The sequence below is a fragment of the Fictibacillus gelatini DSM 15865 genome (genome assembly GCF_000430745.1).
Classification (GTDB): domain Bacteria; phylum Bacillota; class Bacilli; order Bacillales; family Fictibacillaceae; genus Fictibacillus_A; species Fictibacillus_A gelatini.
Genome location: NZ_AUMP01000039.1, coordinates 13,307 through 29,348, shown reverse-complemented (window position 1 = coordinate 29,348; position 16,042 = coordinate 13,307). Strand labels below are relative to the sequence as shown.

16 protein-coding genes are annotated in these 16,042 nt (G+C 44.4%); 3 read left to right on the top strand and 13 right to left on the bottom strand.

Features of this window, described 5'->3' with window-relative positions:
• Positions 1 to 346: 346 nt before the first annotated feature.
• From hisIE to H538_RS0115435, 8 genes are read right to left on the bottom strand one after another with little or no spacing between them, the layout of a single operon-like run.
• Complete coding sequence (gene hisIE / locus H538_RS0115470; RefSeq protein ID WP_035351093.1) at positions 347 to 985, bottom strand: bifunctional phosphoribosyl-AMP cyclohydrolase/phosphoribosyl-ATP diphosphatase HisIE; 639 nt, start codon at positions 983 to 985, stop codon at positions 347 to 349.
• A 2-nt stretch (positions 986 to 987) separates the two neighbouring features.
• Positions 988 to 1,746 (bottom strand): imidazole glycerol phosphate synthase subunit HisF, encoded by a 759-nt coding sequence (gene hisF, locus H538_RS0115465; RefSeq protein WP_026678382.1) that lies wholly within the window; start codon positions 1,744 to 1,746, stop codon positions 988 to 990.
• Positions 1,740 to 2,474: a 1-(5-phosphoribosyl)-5-[(5-phosphoribosylamino)methylideneamino]imidazole-4-carboxamide isomerase gene (gene hisA, locus H538_RS0115460; RefSeq protein ID WP_026678381.1), complete on the bottom strand. Its 735-nt coding sequence runs from the start codon at positions 2,472 to 2,474 to the stop codon at positions 1,740 to 1,742. The genes hisF and hisA overlap by 7 nt, the downstream gene beginning before the upstream one ends.
• Positions 2,471 to 3,103, bottom strand: a complete 633-nt coding sequence (gene hisH, locus H538_RS0115455; RefSeq protein ID WP_026678380.1) for an imidazole glycerol phosphate synthase subunit HisH — start codon at positions 3,101 to 3,103, stop codon at positions 2,471 to 2,473. The genes hisA and hisH overlap by 4 nt, the downstream gene beginning before the upstream one ends.
• 2 nt (positions 3,104 to 3,105) lie before the next feature.
• On the bottom strand, positions 3,106 to 3,696 hold the full coding sequence (hisB, locus tag H538_RS0115450) for an imidazoleglycerol-phosphate dehydratase HisB (protein ID WP_026678379.1): 591 nt from the start codon (positions 3,694 to 3,696) through the stop codon (positions 3,106 to 3,108).
• On the bottom strand, positions 3,689 to 4,969 hold the full coding sequence (gene hisD, locus H538_RS0115445) for a histidinol dehydrogenase (RefSeq protein WP_026678378.1): 1,281 nt from the start codon (positions 4,967 to 4,969) through the stop codon (positions 3,689 to 3,691). The genes hisB and hisD overlap by 8 nt, the downstream gene beginning before the upstream one ends.
• Positions 4,944 to 5,612 carry an ATP phosphoribosyltransferase gene (gene hisG, locus H538_RS0115440; RefSeq protein WP_026678377.1) on the bottom strand — a complete coding sequence of 223 codons (669 nt, stop codon included), beginning with the start codon at positions 5,610 to 5,612 and terminating at the stop codon, positions 4,944 to 4,946. The genes hisD and hisG overlap by 26 nt, the downstream gene beginning before the upstream one ends.
• Positions 5,605 to 6,792, bottom strand: coding sequence for an ATP phosphoribosyltransferase regulatory subunit (locus tag H538_RS0115435; protein WP_026678376.1), 1,188 nt, complete (start codon positions 6,790 to 6,792; stop codon positions 5,605 to 5,607). Before H538_RS0115435 ends, hisG begins: the two co-directional genes overlap by 8 nt.
• A gap of 212 nt (positions 6,793 to 7,004) precedes the next feature.
• Here H538_RS0115435 and cax point away from each other — a divergent pair, with 212 nt between their 5' ends.
• Together cax and H538_RS25145 are read left to right on the top strand one after the other, a co-directional pair.
• Entirely contained in the window at positions 7,005 to 8,066 is a 1,062-nt protein-coding gene (gene cax / locus H538_RS0115430; protein WP_026678375.1) for a calcium/proton exchanger, read from the top strand.
• A gap of 104 nt (positions 8,067 to 8,170) precedes the next feature.
• Entirely contained in the window at positions 8,171 to 9,175 is a 1,005-nt protein-coding gene (locus tag H538_RS25145) for a TlpA disulfide reductase family protein (RefSeq protein WP_051291511.1), read from the top strand.
• A gap of 49 nt (positions 9,176 to 9,224) precedes the next feature.
• Here the strand turns inward: H538_RS25145 and H538_RS0115420 are convergent, their stop codons facing one another.
• The 5 genes from H538_RS0115420 to treP all read right to left on the bottom strand — a co-directional run bounded on the left by H538_RS0115420 (position 9,225) and on the right by treP (position 15,317).
• Positions 9,225 to 10,046 carry a DUF6612 family protein gene (locus tag H538_RS0115420; RefSeq protein WP_026678374.1) on the bottom strand — a complete coding sequence of 274 codons (822 nt, stop codon included), beginning with the start codon at positions 10,044 to 10,046 and terminating at the stop codon, positions 9,225 to 9,227.
• A 398-nt stretch (positions 10,047 to 10,444) separates the two neighbouring features.
• Positions 10,445 to 11,269, bottom strand: a complete 825-nt coding sequence (gene pheA / locus H538_RS0115415; protein WP_026678373.1) for a prephenate dehydratase — start codon at positions 11,267 to 11,269, stop codon at positions 10,445 to 10,447.
• Between the two features lie 146 nt (positions 11,270 to 11,415).
• Positions 11,416 to 12,132 carry a trehalose operon repressor gene (gene treR, locus H538_RS0115410; RefSeq protein WP_026678372.1) on the bottom strand — a complete coding sequence of 239 codons (717 nt, stop codon included), beginning with the start codon at positions 12,130 to 12,132 and terminating at the stop codon, positions 11,416 to 11,418.
• A 23-nt stretch (positions 12,133 to 12,155) separates the two neighbouring features.
• Complete coding sequence (gene treC, locus H538_RS0115405) at positions 12,156 to 13,838, bottom strand: alpha,alpha-phosphotrehalase (protein WP_026678371.1); 1,683 nt, start codon at positions 13,836 to 13,838, stop codon at positions 12,156 to 12,158.
• 24 nt (positions 13,839 to 13,862) lie between these two features.
• Positions 13,863 to 15,317 carry a PTS system trehalose-specific EIIBC component gene (gene treP, locus H538_RS24040; RefSeq protein WP_051291510.1) on the bottom strand — a complete coding sequence of 485 codons (1,455 nt, stop codon included), beginning with the start codon at positions 15,315 to 15,317 and terminating at the stop codon, positions 13,863 to 13,865.
• A gap of 258 nt (positions 15,318 to 15,575) precedes the next feature.
• On the opposite strand from treP, the gene H538_RS0115390 reads away from it, so the two are divergent.
• On the top strand, positions 15,576 to 16,022 hold the full coding sequence (locus tag H538_RS0115390) for an acyl-CoA thioesterase (protein WP_026678370.1): 447 nt from the start codon (positions 15,576 to 15,578) through the stop codon (positions 16,020 to 16,022).
• The last annotated feature ends 20 nt before the right edge of the window (positions 16,023 to 16,042 follow it).

The window sequence follows — 16,042 nt, the reverse complement described above, 5'->3', positions numbered from 1 at the left end:
ACTCTCCTGGCGTGAATTTTGTCCGTGAGAACGCCTCTCTAGGACATTTTCAGGCTCCTTGACTTAAAAAATGTCCAATAGGTCGGCTCTCAAGTGCGAATCCAACCCCTACCCCTTCACGCGAAAAATGTCCTTTAAACTACTTTACTCCTAATGAACAAATCCGTGGTCCAGGTCGGGAAAAACTAGCCTCTGCCGTCGTTACCCGACAAGCAATGGCTTCGCAACTTTATTCGAAAGTGAGAAATGAGACGTTAGATTTGTCGGAATCGGCGGATAGCGAATTCCAATTATGGTAGTTTCATAAAAAAAGCCGCTGGCAATTGATGTCAACGGCTTCTTCTGATCAAGCTTCTTCCGATTTTTTCTTATGGCGCTCATCGAGGACGGCAAGGATCTCATCCAACGGGAGCTTTTGCTCTTGCAAAAGGACGAGGACGTGGTAAAACAAGTCGGCGACTTCCCATTTCAGCTCTTCCTTGTCCCTGTTTTTTGCGGCGATAATAACTTCGCTCGCTTCTTCCCCGACTTTTTTCAAAATTTTATCGACGCCTTTTTCAAATAAATACGTCGTGTAGGCACCTTCCGGACGTTCCGCTTCTCTTTTTGCGATCACAGCTTGAAGCTCGCTGAAAATCGCATACCGGCCAGCCGAATTGGATATCGGGGCATCTATTAAAAGCGAGTTAGAGAAACAGCTGTATTCCCCGGTATGACATGCCGGCCCCTGTGGTTCGACGAGGACGACAAGCGCGTCTTTGTCGCAATCAAAGCGAATGTCGATCACTTTTTGCGTATTGCCTGATGTCTCTCCTTTATGCCAAAGCTGCTTTCGTGAGCGGCTAAAAAACACCGTTTCCCTTGTTTCTAACGTTTGTTGTAACGATTCTTCATTCATGTAAGCAAGTGTCAGCACTTCTTTGCTTTGGATATCCTGGACAATGGCCGGGATGAGTCCATTTTCGTCAAACTTAAGTTCTGCCATATTCACCTTACTTCCACACCCTTCTTCTGCAAAAACGCCTTTACTTCCCGTATCGATGTTTCTTTATAATGAAAAATACTTGCGGCGAGCCCGGCGTCCGCCTTTCCTTCAACAAATGCCTCGTAAAAGTGTTCCGCGCTGCCCGCTCCGCCTGAAGCGATAACAGGAACAGTTACTACTTCGCTTACCGCTTTCGTCAGCGCAATATTAAATCCCGTCTTTTCTCCATCTTGATCCATGCTCGTCAATAAAATTTCGCCGGCACCCCTTTTGACCGCCTCTTTCGCCCAGGCGACGGCTTCCCAATCGGTCGGCTTTCGCCCGCCATGGGTATAGACGCGCCATGAACCGAACCCGTCGTCGAATTTTGCATCAATGGCGGTGACGATGCATTGAGAGCCAAAGTAATCGGCGCCTTCCGTAATCAATTCCGGGCGAAGAAGAGCCGCCGTATTGACTGAAACTTTATCGGCTCCGGCGCGAAGAACGCGCTTCATATCGTCAAGGGAATTAATGCCGCCGCCGACCGTAAACGGGATCGCCAGCTCAGCCGCCACGCGCTCGACGACTTCGACCATCGTCTGCCGCCCTTCGTGGGAAGCGGAAATATCAAGGAAGACAAGTTCGTCCGCCCCTTCTTTATCATAAAAAGCGGCCAATTCAACCGGGTCCCCGGCGTCCGTCAAATTTAAAAATTGGATGCCCTTAACGACTCTCCCGTCTTTTACGTCGAGGCACGGAATGATTCGCTTTGTCAGCATTGCTTCACCTTCTTTAGCGCATCTTCTAATGAAAATTGCCCGGTATAAAGGGCTTTGCCGATAATGGCCCCCGCGATCTGGCGCGAATCGCTTTTTAATTCTTCAAGATCGGCAAGCGAGCTAACTCCGCCCGAGGCGATCACTTCCTTGCCAGTCAGCTCCGCGAGTTCGCCGATCGCTTCAACATTCGGACCAGACAATGTCCCATCTTTTGAAATGTCCGTGAAAATAAACACCTGTGCACCGGCTTCAGCCAATTGCAGCGCTAAATCCGTCGCTTTTACTTCCGATGTGTTGAGCCATCCTTCTGTCGCGACAAAACCTCCTCTTGCATCAATCCCGATTGCAATATTTTCTTTATGTTCGTTCAACATGTTCTTGACGAAAGAAGGGTTCGAAATGGCCGCGCTCCCTAAAATGACGCGATCGACGCCGTTTTCCAGGTAATAGGCGACATCTTCAGCAGAGCGAATGCCCCCGCCGACTTGCACCTTGACGGAAAGCTCTTTTGCGACACGAAGGACGTGTTCATTGTTTATTTTTTTTCCCGCCTTCGCCCCGTCAAGATCGACCATATGAATCCATTCGGCGCCGCTATCCGCAAACTGTTTCGCCATTAAAAACGGGGAATCGCCATAAACCGTTTCGTTCTCATAATTTCCTTGCAGCAGGCGGACACACTTTCCGCCGCGCATGTCAATTGCCGGATAAATTGTAAATGTACTCATGATGTTTTCTCCTCCACCATCTCACAGAAGTTGCGCAATATGCTCATGCCAACCGTTGAGCTTTTTTCCGGGTGAAATTGCGTTCCAAAAATGGTTCCTCGCCCGACAACCGCAGGCACTTGTACATCATAGTCAGCTGTCGCAAGCAAAATCGCCCGCTCGTTCGTTTTCACAACATACGAGTGAACAAAATAAACATAGCCTTCCTCAACGTTTTCCAGCAATGGGCTCTCTTGATGAAACGTCAGCTTATTCCAGCCCATATGAGGGACTTTATACGTCTTTCCGGCCTCCGTTTTTCCTTTAAAACGTTCGACCTTTCCGGGAAGGAGCGATAGTCCTGCCGTCAGTCCGTTTTCCTCACTCTCTTCAAATAAAAGCTGCATGCCGAGGCAAATGCCAAGAAGCGGCTTGCCCTTTTCGACTTCCTCTAAAATAAACGCCTTTAACCCGGATTCGGTCAAGGAATGCATTGCATCCTTAAAGGCGCCAACTCCCGGCAAGAGCAACCCTTTCGCCCGGGCCAATTCTTCATGTTTTTCAGACACAACATACGGATATTCAAGCCTTTTTAATGCGGAGCTGACCGAATGGAGATTGCCCATTCCATAATCGATAATGCCAATCATAGTTATAACATCCCTTTCGTCGAAGGAACCCCTTTTACGCGAGGATCAATCATCGTTGCTTCATCCAATGCTCTGGCAAACGCCTTGAAAATCGCTTCAATCATATGGTGTGTGTTTCTGCCGTAATGAACGATCACATGCAAATTCATCCGTGCTTCAAGCGCCAGTTTCCAAAAAAATTCGTGCACTAATTCGGTATCGAATGTTCCGACTTTTGGTGATGGAAACTCCGCCCGAAATTCCAGGTGAGGGCGGTTGCTTAAATCGATGGCGACTTGCGCGAGCGTCTCATCCATCGGGACAAAACCGTTTCCGTAGCGCTTGATTCCTTTTTTGTCGCCGAGCGCGTGAAGAATGGCCTGTCCAAGACAGATGCCGACGTCTTCTGTCGTATGGTGGTCATCAATTTCCGTATCGCCCGCCGCTTTGACGGTCAAATCAAATAAGCCATGGCGTGAGAACGCGTCCAGCATATGATTCAAAAACGGAACCGGCGTGTCAATTTCGCCTTTTCCATCCCCATCAACGGAAAACGTAAGGGCGATTTGCGTTTCTTTCGTATTTCGTTCCAGTGAATACGTGCGGTTACTCATCAACGTTCCCTCCAAGCCTTACATCAATGGCCCGAGCGTGGGCTTCCAGTCCTTCTAATCGCGCAAGCGCCGTAATTTTTTTCCCATTTTCCATTAACGCTTGTCTGCTGTAGCCGATGACGCTTGATTTCTTCACGTAATCATCAACAGAAAGCGGGCTTGAAAAACGGGCCGTGCCGCTCGTCGGCAAGACGTGGTTGCTTCCGGCAAAATAATCGCCGACCGGCTCCGAGCTATACTTGCCAAGAAAAATGGCGCCGGCATGCTTAATCGCACCAAGCACTTCATGCGGCTCTTCTGTCATAATTTCAAGATGCTCCGGCGCAATATCGTTAATCGCGCTGATGCCTTCTTCCAGTGTTTCAGCAATATAAATGGCCCCATAGTTTTCAATCGCCTGGCGTGCAATGTCCTTACGCGGCAACGTAGAAAGCTGGCGTTCGACTTCTTCCGCCACTTCTTTCGCCAATTTTTCCGAAGTTGTCACAAGGACGCTAGCGGCGCGTGGATCGTGTTCCGCCTGTGAAAGCAAGTCTGCCGCAACATAGACGGGGTTAGCGCTGCTATCGGCAAGGACCGCGATTTCGCTTGGCCCTGCGATCATATCAATATCGACTGTCCCGAACACTTCCCGTTTAGCTAATGCCACATAGATGTTTCCGGGACCGACAATTTTGTCAACGGCTTTAATGCTTTCCGTGCCAAAAGCGAGTGCCGCGACCGCCTGTGCGCCGCCCACTTTATAAATCGATGTTGCGCCGCTCTCAACTGCAGCAACGATCACGCCGGCGGATACACGCCCATCGTTCCCGGGGGGCGTCGTTAAAGCGATGTTCGTCACACCCGCCACTACTGCCGGTATGACGCCCATTAATACGGATGACGGATAAGCCGCTGTTCCTCCGGGCACATAAACGCCTACTGAATCAAGAGGGGTCACTTTTTGCCCGAGAAGCGTTCCATCTTCTTTCGTAATAAACCATGATTGACGTTTTTGCTGCTCATGATAAAATCGTATATTGGCTGCCGCTTCTTTAATGCATTCGATGAGAGAAGGATTGATCTCTTCATAGGCCCGGCGAATCTCCTCCTGGCTGACGAGCAAATCATCCAAACGAACACCGTCAAATTTCTCCGTCAATTCATACAGTGCCGCATCCCCTTGCTTTTTCACTTGATCAAGAATATGAAGAACGGCTTCTCTTTCTTTTGCCGTATTTGTATCGATATCGCGTTTTAACGATAGACTATCGGTTAAGCGAGAAATCTTCACCGGTTGCTTCCCCCTTCCATGCAACGACGTTTTTCAGCCGCTCAACAAGCTCATCAATCATTTCCGCCTTCATCCGGTAGCTTGCCGGATTTACGATAAGCCTTGATGTAATCGTCATAATGTTTTCTAGTTCGACCAATCCGTTTTCTTTTAGCGTCCGTCCCGTTGAAACGATGTCGACAATTCGATCGGCAAGCCCAATCATCGGAGCAAGTTCGATCGAGCCATTTAAATGGATAATTTCCACCTGCTCCCCTTGTTCGCGAAAATATTTGGCGGCGACGTTCGGATATTTCGTCGCGATTTTTGGCGCAAATGATTTCCTTTCTGCACCTGCCAGGCCGGCAACGGCAAGATGGCACTCACTAATGTTCAAATCGAGAACTTCATAGACAACACGTTCTTCTTCCAGCATGACATCTTTTCCGGCGATCCCGATATCCGCTACTCCATGCTCGACATAAGTCGGAACATCCATCGGCTTTGCTAAAATAAACCGCATCTTCGCCTCTTCGATTTCAATGATCAATTTTCTCGAATCTTCGAATTCGGGAGGAAGCGGATAATCTGCTTTTCTAAGCAATTCTACTGCTTCATGAAAAATGCGTCCTTTTGGCATCGCCACTGTCAACCAGTCAGCCATGAGTATCCCCCCCTCCTTTTTCTCCTACGACATATATGACATGTTGAAAACGGCTCGCAAAGCGTTCAACATTCCCAATGCTTGAGAATTCTTGCAAAACGGTCTTCTTGCCTTCTTTCCGCTTTTCTTCAGCCATCTTGATTGCCTGGTTTCGTTTCTCTTTACTGTAAATGATGCACACTTCGACTTGATCGTCTTGTATTACATTTAGCGCTTCCGTCAAATCATCTAAATGGACGCCGAATCCAATCGCATCCCCGCTGCGGCCGAACTCCTTAAGCAATTGGTCATAACGTCCGCCGCTTGCGATCGGAAACCCGAAACCGCTCGTATATCCTTCAAATACAATGCCCGTGTAATAATGCATATGACTGATTAAGGTAAAGTCGAATGTAATATAGTCCTTTACCCCATGCACGTCGAGCACGTCAAGCAGGTGCCCGAGTTCTTTAAGCGCTTTTTGCCCTTTTTCCGTAGAGACAATTTGTTCTGCCTTTTGCAATACTTCACGATTCCCCCTGAGGTGCAGGAGTTCTTTTAAACGATTTGAATCGTCCGCTCTTAAAGAGAGTTTTCTTATCAATTGAAGGTAGCCAACATAATTTTTTTCATATAAATAGCGGCGAAGCTCTTTTCTTTCATCTTCCTGTCGCAGCGAAGCTTTGAACAATTCATCGATCACGCCAATATGTCCAATTGCGATTTTAAAATCTGTCAGCCCCGCTTCTTTTAACGCCGATATCATAAGCGCAATGACTTCGGCATCCGCACTCGTCGTTCCGTCTCCGATCAATTCGACGCCGACTTGTTCGAATTCAGCCGGACGCCCCCCTTCACGCTGTTGGGCGCGAAATACGGAGGAATGATAGGCAAGCCGAATCGGATAAGGGATTTGTTTCATTGTCGAAGAGATGACTCTTGCGATCGGAGCTGTCATATCCGGCCTGAGCACGAGTGTTTGTCCGTCCATATCTAACAATTTAAACAATTGCCGATCTAAAATCGCCGACTTCTCGCCGACTGTGTCATAATATTCCAATGTCGGTGTTTGAATAAGTTCATAACCCCAGAGGCGAATTTCGTTCATCATCCGTTCGCGCAAGTTTCGTCTTGTTTCATATAATGGCGGCAGCGTATCCCGCATGCCGATTGGCTTTTCAAAAACAAACGGTTTTGACATGTTCACACCTTCGCATCCTTTAGTTTGCTAATATGCTAATATAGTAAAATATAATAAAGATTAGTCTACATGCCTTTTGCCATTTCGTCAACAGTTTCAACGCAATTTTGGACGATTTTATCTTGTCCATCCCAAAATTAAACAGTAAAATACGTTAGAGAGTCTGTTTTTGGGTAAAGTAAGAATAGGATACATAGAAAGGAAGAATGTTGTTGGTAAACAAAATCTTTTTTATTGCCATTGTCATCGGACTGCCGCTGTCAATTATCGGGAGTCTTATGCACTGGTCGGCCGTCCTCATGTTCGTCATTTACTGTCTTACGATCGTCGCACTCGCTTCCTATATGGGGAGAGCGACCGAAAGTCTTGCGATTGTCGCCGGCCCTCGAATCGGCGGATTACTTAATGCGACGTTTGGGAATGCCGTTGAGTTGATCATTTCAATTTTCTCTTTGAAAGCTGGACTGATTTCCGTCGTTTTGGCTTCGCTTACCGGTTCTGTCGTTGGAAACTTGCTTTTAGTAGGCGGGCTTTCCTTTTTCGTTGGCGGACTGAAATATAAACGGCAACGGTTTAATATTCATGATGCCAGGCACAATGCCGGTTTATTGATTTTCGCCATTGTCGTTTCCTTTATTTTTCCTGAGGTCTTTTCGCTCAAACTTGAAAAGGGCGAATCGTTTACGCTCAGTGTCTGGGTATCGATTATCATGATTATTCTTTATCTTGCCGCACTTTTCTTTAAATTAGTGACCCATCGCGGCATCTACAGCAACGATGCTGAAGCGCAAGTACACGAAGAGGAAGAAACAGCTGAATGGTCAAAGGGGAAAGCGCTCCTTATCCTGGCGCTCGCGACCGTCGCTGTTGCCTTTGTCTCAGAAAAGCTTGTCCATACCTTTTCTGAAGTCGGGAAAACGCTTGGCTGGAGTGAAGTATTCATCGGGGTGATCATTGTCGCCATCGTCGGGAATGCGGCGGAACATGCTTCTGCGATCATTATGGCCTATAAAAACAAAATTGGTGTCGCTGTTGAAATTGCGGTCGGATCGACGCTGCAAATCGCTATGTTTGTCGCTCCTGTGCTCGTTTTAGTCTCAACTGCCTTTGCCGATCATATGTCGCTCGTCTTTTCCCTGCCTGAACTCGTTGCGATGGTGCTTGCAGTCTTCTTGACAAACGCGCTTATCAATGATGGGGATACCAATTGGTTTGAAGGACTGACCTTGCTTGCGGCCTATGTCATTATGGGTGTTGGGTTTTATTTATTGTAGTATGCGAAAGTCATCTTATAAAAAAGATGGCTTTTCTTTTTACGAATATAATGGACGTTACACGATAAGTTAGTACAAAGGACAATAAGAAAGGGGCGAGAAGAGTGGATGAATATTTTCATTTTGGTTTCTTGAATGTCAAATGGAGCTGGGTCATGATCGCATTTAGTGCCGCTTTTTCCTTTTGCGTGATGTATTTCCGCCTTATCCGGCACAGGGATGCAAAAACGATTCTTAACCTTTTGCTGAATGGGGCGATGATTGGCGTTTTAACATGGAAGCTAAGCTACATATTGATCCATCCGCTTGTTTCTATTCATTCCCCCATTACCATTCTTTATTTTCATGGTGGCAGCATCGGACTGATTTTCGGGGGACTCGTTAGCGCCTGTTATTGCTTTTATTTTGTAAAACGGTATCGTCTTGAAGCGATTCCGCTCCTTTACGGGGCTCTTACATGGGGATTGAGCTTTTTCTTCTTTTATGAATTGATGTCCTATTTTCTCCATTTATCGGTGAACCATCTTTTGCTTGCCTTCTCATTTCTGGCAATCACCGCTTTTTTATTTACAAAAAAGCTGTACAACTTTTCCGCACTTATTGCGAGCGTGCTCGTTCTTGCTTTTATTTACCCGATTGTGGATCGTTTTGCCGGAGCGCATGAAAAGCCGCCTGTAGCCATTGCCACTACTGGGATCGGGCAGGGTAATCTCGCGCCAGATTTCACATTAACTACGTTGCAAGGGAAAAAGGTTACATTGTCTGACTTTAAAGGGAAAACGGTATTTCTCAATTTATGGGCGTCATGGTGCGGACCGTGCCGCGCTGAAATGCCGGAGATGGAACGCTTTTATAAAAATTACGGAGGCAAAAAGGTGGAAATTGTCGCGGTGAACTTAACGTCTAGTGATTCCACACAAAACGCGGCCGATTTTGCAAAAGAAAATGGAATAACCTTTCCGGTGCTGCTTGACAAAAACGGACGTGTCGGTGAAATGTATAAAGCGTTTACGATCCCAACAACCTACATTATTGATCAAAAAGGAAAGATCAAACATAAATATATCGGACCGATGAGCTACGAAACGATGAAAAGCTTTCTTGATTAATCCGCCATTCATCATCGCAATAAAAAAGAACGGATCAGTCCGTTCCTTTTTATTGCGTCTTCACTTCTTTTGCCGCTTTTTTTACATTTTCGGGGATGGCAAGATCTTTTACTTTATTAAATTTGCTCATTGTGCTATCCATATGCAACTTCATTTCCGCTGTATGGCTGCCTTCTTTAATCTCCATGTTCATGTCAAGTAAAAGCTGTTTTGGATAATTTGTCTTTTTGTCGATCGTAAGCGTGTACTTTAAATCGCTAATTTTCATGTTATTTAAAGATTGTTCGATGGCCTGTGCCGATTGCGGGTTCATATTTTGCGCCATCATTTCTTTTGCAAATTCTTTAATTTCATCACCTTTACCGGACATCTTTAATTCATACGTATCTCCTTTGTCCTTCAGTGATAAATCTTTCACAAATTTCTTCATTTGCTCCATTTTTTTCGCCGGACTCATGTTCTCAGTCGCTTTTGATAAATCCATGGGTCCCTGATTTGGCATTTTGATCCATTGTCCACCTTGATTCATATATGCTTCATCTTTCGTAATGTACATTTCTACACTTACCGGTTGGCCTTTGTCTTCTGTATCCATCTTTTGATGAACTAATAATGGCTCCGTTGCCATTTGGGCATTAATTTTCGTCGGCATTTTCATCGTATGCCCTTCTGCGTTCATCTCAACGTTCATATCAGCGTCCATTTCATAGTTTTTAATGTTCGCTGAGGCCTTTGTCGTTTTCTCAAGAACTTGTTCAGCCGTTACTTTTTGCTCCTTCGCTCCGCCTGAAGATTGTTCTGCTTTTTGCCCGCATCCGGACAAAATTAACCCCATCGAAAAAACCCCTGCAATTACAGCTCTTTTTAACATGTTAACCTCCAAAACTTTTATTTAACTGTTTTAACAGTTCATAAATACCCTTGTGCACAAAAATTGAAACTTGAATTTGCAAATTCTAAACTTTATTTCCAGAAGTGGTTTTCAAAAACATCTGATCAGATCATTTACTTAGTTAAGATAACATAGAAAAATCAAATTAAATAGTACTATCTTTTTCTAGTACCCCCCTTTTGCTAAAAATGAGCCAAACGTCCTATTGGAACAAATTTGCTTCGCCAATTTGTAAGAAGGTCCGAAGTTAGAGGTTAGATGAGCCGGAATCGGCGAATAGCTGCTTCCAATTATCTTCTTCGTATAGGAAATTAATAATTTCCCTTTATGAGAAGAAAATCAGCGGCTAAAAGCCCTGCCTTAGTTGGACAGGGCTTTTAGTTTAGTCTTGTTGTTGTGAAGCTTCCTAGTATGCGGACGTCGTGTTCGAGTGTTTGTAAAATCGTTATCGCCTTGTTCAGCGAACGGCCCGTTACACCTGCTTCCGCTTCTAAGAAAAACTGGTACGTGCCTAATTTCTTCTTTGTCGGCCGGGATTCAATCCAGGTTAAATTAATGCTGAGCGCGGAAAATACGTTTAATATGGTTGAGAGTACACCAACTTGCTCTTCTTTAGGCGTCACTAGCAGCATCGTTTTGCCGTTAGCCTCCTGGGCGTTAAGGTTTTTCGAGACAATGACGAAACGCGTATGATTGACAGAATTGTCCTGGATGTTTCTTTCAAGCACTTCTAATCCAAAGGCTTTCGCGGCCCATTCTGAGGCGACGGCCGCAACATCTGTCTTCCCTGAATGTTTAACCGCTTCTGCGGCTGATGCCGTACTGTCAAACTGCCTGTACTTCACCCCGAGCTTTCTCGTATAGTTTCTGCATTGGGCTAAAGCTGGCGGTATCGACCACACTTCCTGAAGATCACGAAGAACCGCTCCTTCGTTCGTCAATAAATGAAGTGCGACAGGCAGTACCACTTCTCCTTCAATAAACAAATCATATGTTAAAAGGCCATCTACGGTCATTGTAATCGTGCCTTCAATGGAATTTTCGATCGGGACAATTCCTTTATCAACGGTCCCCTCACAAACCGCCTCCATCACGTCCAAAACCGAATCACTCATATGCCATTCAACCGAATCTTCTGTAAAATATCGATGGGCGGCTTCCTCCGAAAATGTTCCTTTTGGTCCTAAATAAGCAACTTTCATCTGCTGTACTCTCCTTCTTAGTCTGGTGCGTTTTCCATCCTCGCCGTTTGAATAAAATGACTATTGTGAAGAAGTATATCATGGATTTGTTCACTTTTGAACATAAAAACATCCAACCCGATTCATAAGGTTGGATGTTTGACGCCCTATAAACTTCTTCTTGCAAAATTGACAAAACGAAACTTATCCGGCCGATGCCTCGATTCCGTATATTGAAAGATGCTGGCATCGTCTAAATAAACATGGTTTTTGACGATGACTACATTGTGGAACCCCTCTAAGTCGAGGTGTTTTTTGTCTTCTTCCGTCGGTTCTTCCACGATGATTTCTTTTTTGGCGAAGCTAATATGAATCCCTAACTCGTTTTCAAGATATTCATAGATGGAGTCTTCACAAATCTCCTTTGTTAAAGAAGGAACCCACCTTTTGTTAAAAAAATCTTTATCTAAAATAATTTTTTCGCCATCAATTTCCCTGACCCGGACGACTTTCCATATCTCATCTTTCGTTGTTGCGTTTAACTGTGCTCTTAAGTAGTCATCAGGTTTTATAAGATGGAGTTCCTCAACGATCGTTCGCGATTTTTTTCCCATTTTCCCGGCGAGCTCTTTAAAACTGATCAGGCCGGAAACAGGAAAATTAAGTTTGCTTACGTCTAATACTATGGATCCTTTGCCACGGACCTTTTGAATGTACCCATTTTGAGACAGTAAATTTAATGCTTTCCGGATCGTTTCTCTTGAAGCATCATACTTTTCTCCAAGCTCATGTTCAGAAAGTAGCTTCGTTCCTGGTTTAATAGCGCCGCTTTGAATTTGGTCGGCAATGTCCTGATAGATCGCAACAAATTTGTTATTTTTCATCCAAGATCACCAAGATTATCATATCACTGTTTGGCCAGATAATATACAATCGACTCGTACGGACGAAGCGTGATACGCTTGAATTCAGCTGGAGAATCATTGTAATTAGAAAGCAAGATCTCGCTAACATAATCATCTAAATCCAAACTGTCTGGCAAGACAAATTCTGTCTCTCTTCCATAAAAATTATTAATGACCAACAATTTTTCTTTTTGATAGCTTCTCATATAGGCAAATATGCTTTCATGATTTTCTAAAATGAGCCGATAATTGCCAAACGTTATAATATCGTAATCTTTCCGGAGCTTTATCAATTTTTGGTAGTGATAAAATACTGAATCTTTATCTTTTAACGCGTTTTCGACATTGATTTCTTTAAAGTTGGAAGCGACCGGAATCCACGGGTCGCCTTCTGTAAATCCGGCATGGCGGCTAGCATTCCATTGCATTGGCGTCCGCGAATTATCCCGCGATTTTTGCTTCAATATTTCAATGATGGAAGCATCATCTATTCCTTCTTTTTTCTTCGTTCTGTAAAAGTTAATGGACTCCACATCACGATAATCGTTGATCGAATCAAATTTCGGGTCGGTCATTCCGATTTCTTCCCCCTGATAAATATAAGGGGTCCCTTGCATAAAATGGAGCGTTGTCGCGAGCATTTTCGCCGAACGATTACGAAACTCCCGATCATTCCCATACCTTGAAACAATTCTTGGCTGGTCATGGTTACACCAGAAAAGAGCGTTCCAGCCGCCGCCTTCATGCATGTTGACCTGCCAGTTGGACAGAATCCGTTTCAATTCAAGAAAATCGAAGTCCGCAACAGACCATTTCTCTCCATTCGGATAGTCAACTTTTAAGTGATGGAAGTTGAACGTCATGCTTAATTCTTTCCGCTCTGGATTTGTATACTTAATGCAATGATCAATGGACGTTGAAGACATTTCTCCGACCGTCATGCAATCAAACTTTGAAAATACGTTCTCGTTCATTTCGTTTAAAAACTCATGGACTCTCGGGCCATCCGTATAAAATTTCCTTCCATCTCCAGGAGGTTTTGTACCGTCATCATCCGGGAAGCTTTGATCTTTGGAAATTAAATTGATCACGTCAAGCCGAAATCCGTCTACGCCTTTCTCAAGCCAAAAGTTCATCATGGCATACACATTTTTGCGGACGTCTTCATTTTCCCAATTTAAATCCGCCTGGGTAACATCAAACAAATGCAAATAATACTGCCCGGTCGTTTCGTCATATTCCCACGCCGCGCCGCCGAATTTTGATTGCCAGTTATTCGGTTCGCCTCCATCCTTCCCATCTTTCCATATATAAAATTCACGATAAGGACTTTGCCTTGACTGGCTTGCCTCTTTAAACCACGGATGTTCGGTCGATGTGTGATTGACGACGATATCCATGATCAATTTCATGCCGCGCATGTGAACTTCATTCAAAAGCCGTTCGAAGTCTTCCATCGTCCCAAATTCTTCATGAATGTTGTAGTAATCGCTAATATCATAGCCATTATCATTTTGCGGAGATTGATAAATTGGCGTCAGCCAAATAACGTCAATGCCCAATTCTTTTAAATAATCCAGTTTTTCTATGATCCCCTGAATGTCTCCTGTGCCGCTTCCCGTCGTATCGTTAAAACTTTTCGGATAGATCTGATAAACGACGGCTCTTTTCCACCAAGGTTCCACTTCTCATGACACCACCTACTATTTTTAATTCGTTGCTTTTACAACCGTTTCATCTGTATTTTCTTTTACACCTTTATCTTTTTTCACTTTTGCGATGAAGACAGTCAGAATGAACGGGACGATAAGGACAATGGCCATGCCGATAAAGAACACTCCCCATTGATTTGGGAAAATGGACAGAAACCCCGGAAGCCCTCCGACACCGATAGACGAAGCTTTCACCCGTCCGACCGATAAAATCACACCTGCTATCGCCGATCCGATCATTGCGGATATGAACGGATACTTAAACCGCAAATTCACACCAAACATCGCTGGTTCAGTTATTCCTAAAAAAGCCGAAATGGCGGATGTTAGCGACAACCCTTTCAATTTTTCATTTTTTGTGGCAACCATCATCGCGAATGCGGCTGAACCTTGAGCAATATTCGATAGTGCGAGCATCGGCCACAAAAACGTCCCTCCAGTACTTCCGATTAATTGAAGGTCTACAGCCAAAAAGGTATGGTGCATGCCTGTCACGACTAACAGCGCATATAATCCGCCGTATAAAAGTCCTCCTAAGGCCGCAAAATGATCGAAAATGCCCACTAATCCTGAAGTAATGGCGTTAGCGATGGCAAACGTAACCGGGCCGATCGCAATGAATGACAAAAACCCTGTTAAGAGCAGCGCAATAGGGGCGACAAGCAATAGCTGAAAGGCATCCGGGATGCGTCGGGTTAAAAATCTCTCTATTTTAGCCAATACATATGAAGCAATCAACACCGGCAATACTTGTCCCTGGTATCCGATCTTCTCAACATTCAGGCCAAATAAGTTCCAATGAGGAACATTGCCTTTCGAAAGCGCCTCTCCATAGCTCCATGCATTCAACAAATCCGGATGGACAAGCATGAGTCCAAGTACAATACCGAGCAATGGGCTTCCGCCGAATTTTTTAACAGCGGACCAGCCGATCAAACCCGGCAAAAAGACAAATGCTGTGTTGGCGATTAAATTGATCATATTAGCAAGATCTTTCCATGCCGTGTGAACATCTATGAATGACTGATTATTATAAAAGATTCCTTTCCCTGCCAAAATATTGTTGATCCCCATCAACAAACCGGCCGTAACAATTGCCGGCAAAATCGGAATAAAGATGTCCGCCAGCGTCTTTACCGCCCGTTGGAGAGGATTCAAATTCTTTTCGGCCGCATCTTTAATCTCTTGTTTTGTCGATCTTTCCATTTCCGTCATTTCTATAAGTTCGTTATACACTTTGTTTACAAGCCCCTGACCGATGACTACCTGGAACTGGCCATTTGACGAAAATGATCCTTTTACGACGTCAATTTGTTCAAGCGTTTCTTTGTCGACTTTACTTTCATCTTTTAGGGCAAATCTTAATCTAGTGACACAATGAGTAGCCGCTGAAATATTGTCTTTCCCGCCAATAGCCTGAACAATTTGTTCAGCTGAATGTCTGACGCTCATTTTCCTTCCTCCCTGACAACGTTTACAAAAATCACTGCAACGCATTTTGTAAACGAATAATTTTTCCCTTTTATCGAAACCGTTTTCATTGCGCATGAAAAAAAGTCTTGTATATACAAGTTTGTCTTCAGTTTAACTTGTATATACAGGTGTGTCAATCTCTATTTTAAAATGCCGATGATAGAGCAATTAAGTGCTTGTTTCTAACAATTCAGATAAAATAGAAAATGTAACTATTTTGTGAGAAGGGGAATTTATATGGCGCAAGCAACATACATTCAACCGAATATCGAAGAATGGCTGAAAAAGTTCAAATTTTCCACCACGATTAACGTACGTTTTTGCGAGACGGATATGTCTGGCCACGTGAACAACACAAGTTATTTTATTTACTTTGAACAAGCACGAACCGAATATTTACAGAACCTGGGCATTTTCGATCATAACTTAACCGTTGTCACTGCGGACATGTGGTGTCATTATCATAGTGAAGCGTTTTTTGGCGAGGAACTTATTGCAGCTGCAAGGGTGGCAAGGCTCGGCAATTCGTCCACGGACATTGAATATGCGATCGTTTCAAAAAAAGAAAATCGCCTTGTCGCCACCGGCTCAGGAACGATTGTCCTCGTTGATAAGGAAACGAAAAAAAGCACACGGGTGCCAGAAAACATCCGCGAAGCGATCAAAAAATTTGAAGGACTTTAAAAAGGGATGGGCAATTGGCC

Excerpts from the sequence above, each read along its gene's own strand:
- hisIE (WP_035351093.1), bottom strand. The coding sequence starts at position 985 with ATGGCAGAACTTAAGTTTGACGAAAATGGACTCATCCCGGCCATTGTC.
- pheA (WP_026678373.1), bottom strand. The coding sequence starts at position 11,269 with ATGAAAGTTGCTTATTTAGGACCAAAAGGAACATTTTCGGAGGAAGCC.
- hisF (WP_026678382.1), bottom strand. The coding sequence starts at position 1,746 with ATGCTGACAAAGCGAATCATTCCGTGCCTCGACGTAAAAGACGGGAGA.
- H538_RS0115420 (WP_026678374.1), bottom strand. The coding sequence starts at position 10,046 with ATGTTAAAAAGAGCTGTAATTGCAGGGGTTTTTTCGATGGGGTTAATT.
- hisH (WP_026678380.1), bottom strand. The coding sequence starts at position 3,103 with ATGATTGGCATTATCGATTATGGAATGGGCAATCTCCATTCGGTCAGC.
- hisG (WP_026678377.1), bottom strand. The coding sequence starts at position 5,612 with ATGGCTGACTGGTTGACAGTGGCGATGCCAAAAGGACGCATTTTTCAT.
- H538_RS0115435 (WP_026678376.1), bottom strand. The coding sequence starts at position 6,792 with ATGTCAAAACCGTTTGTTTTTGAAAAGCCAATCGGCATGCGGGATACG.
- hisB (WP_026678379.1), bottom strand. The coding sequence starts at position 3,696 with ATGAGTAACCGCACGTATTCACTGGAACGAAATACGAAAGAAACGCAA.
- treR (WP_026678372.1), bottom strand. The coding sequence starts at position 12,132 with ATGAAAAATAACAAATTTGTTGCGATCTATCAGGACATTGCCGACCAA.
- treP (WP_051291510.1), bottom strand. The coding sequence starts at position 15,317 with ATGAGCGTCAGACATTCAGCTGAACAAATTGTTCAGGCTATTGGCGGG.
- hisA (WP_026678381.1), bottom strand. The coding sequence starts at position 2,474 with ATGAGTACATTTACAATTTATCCGGCAATTGACATGCGCGGCGGAAAG.
- H538_RS0115390 (WP_026678370.1), top strand. The coding sequence starts at position 15,576 with ATGGCGCAAGCAACATACATTCAACCGAATATCGAAGAATGGCTGAAA.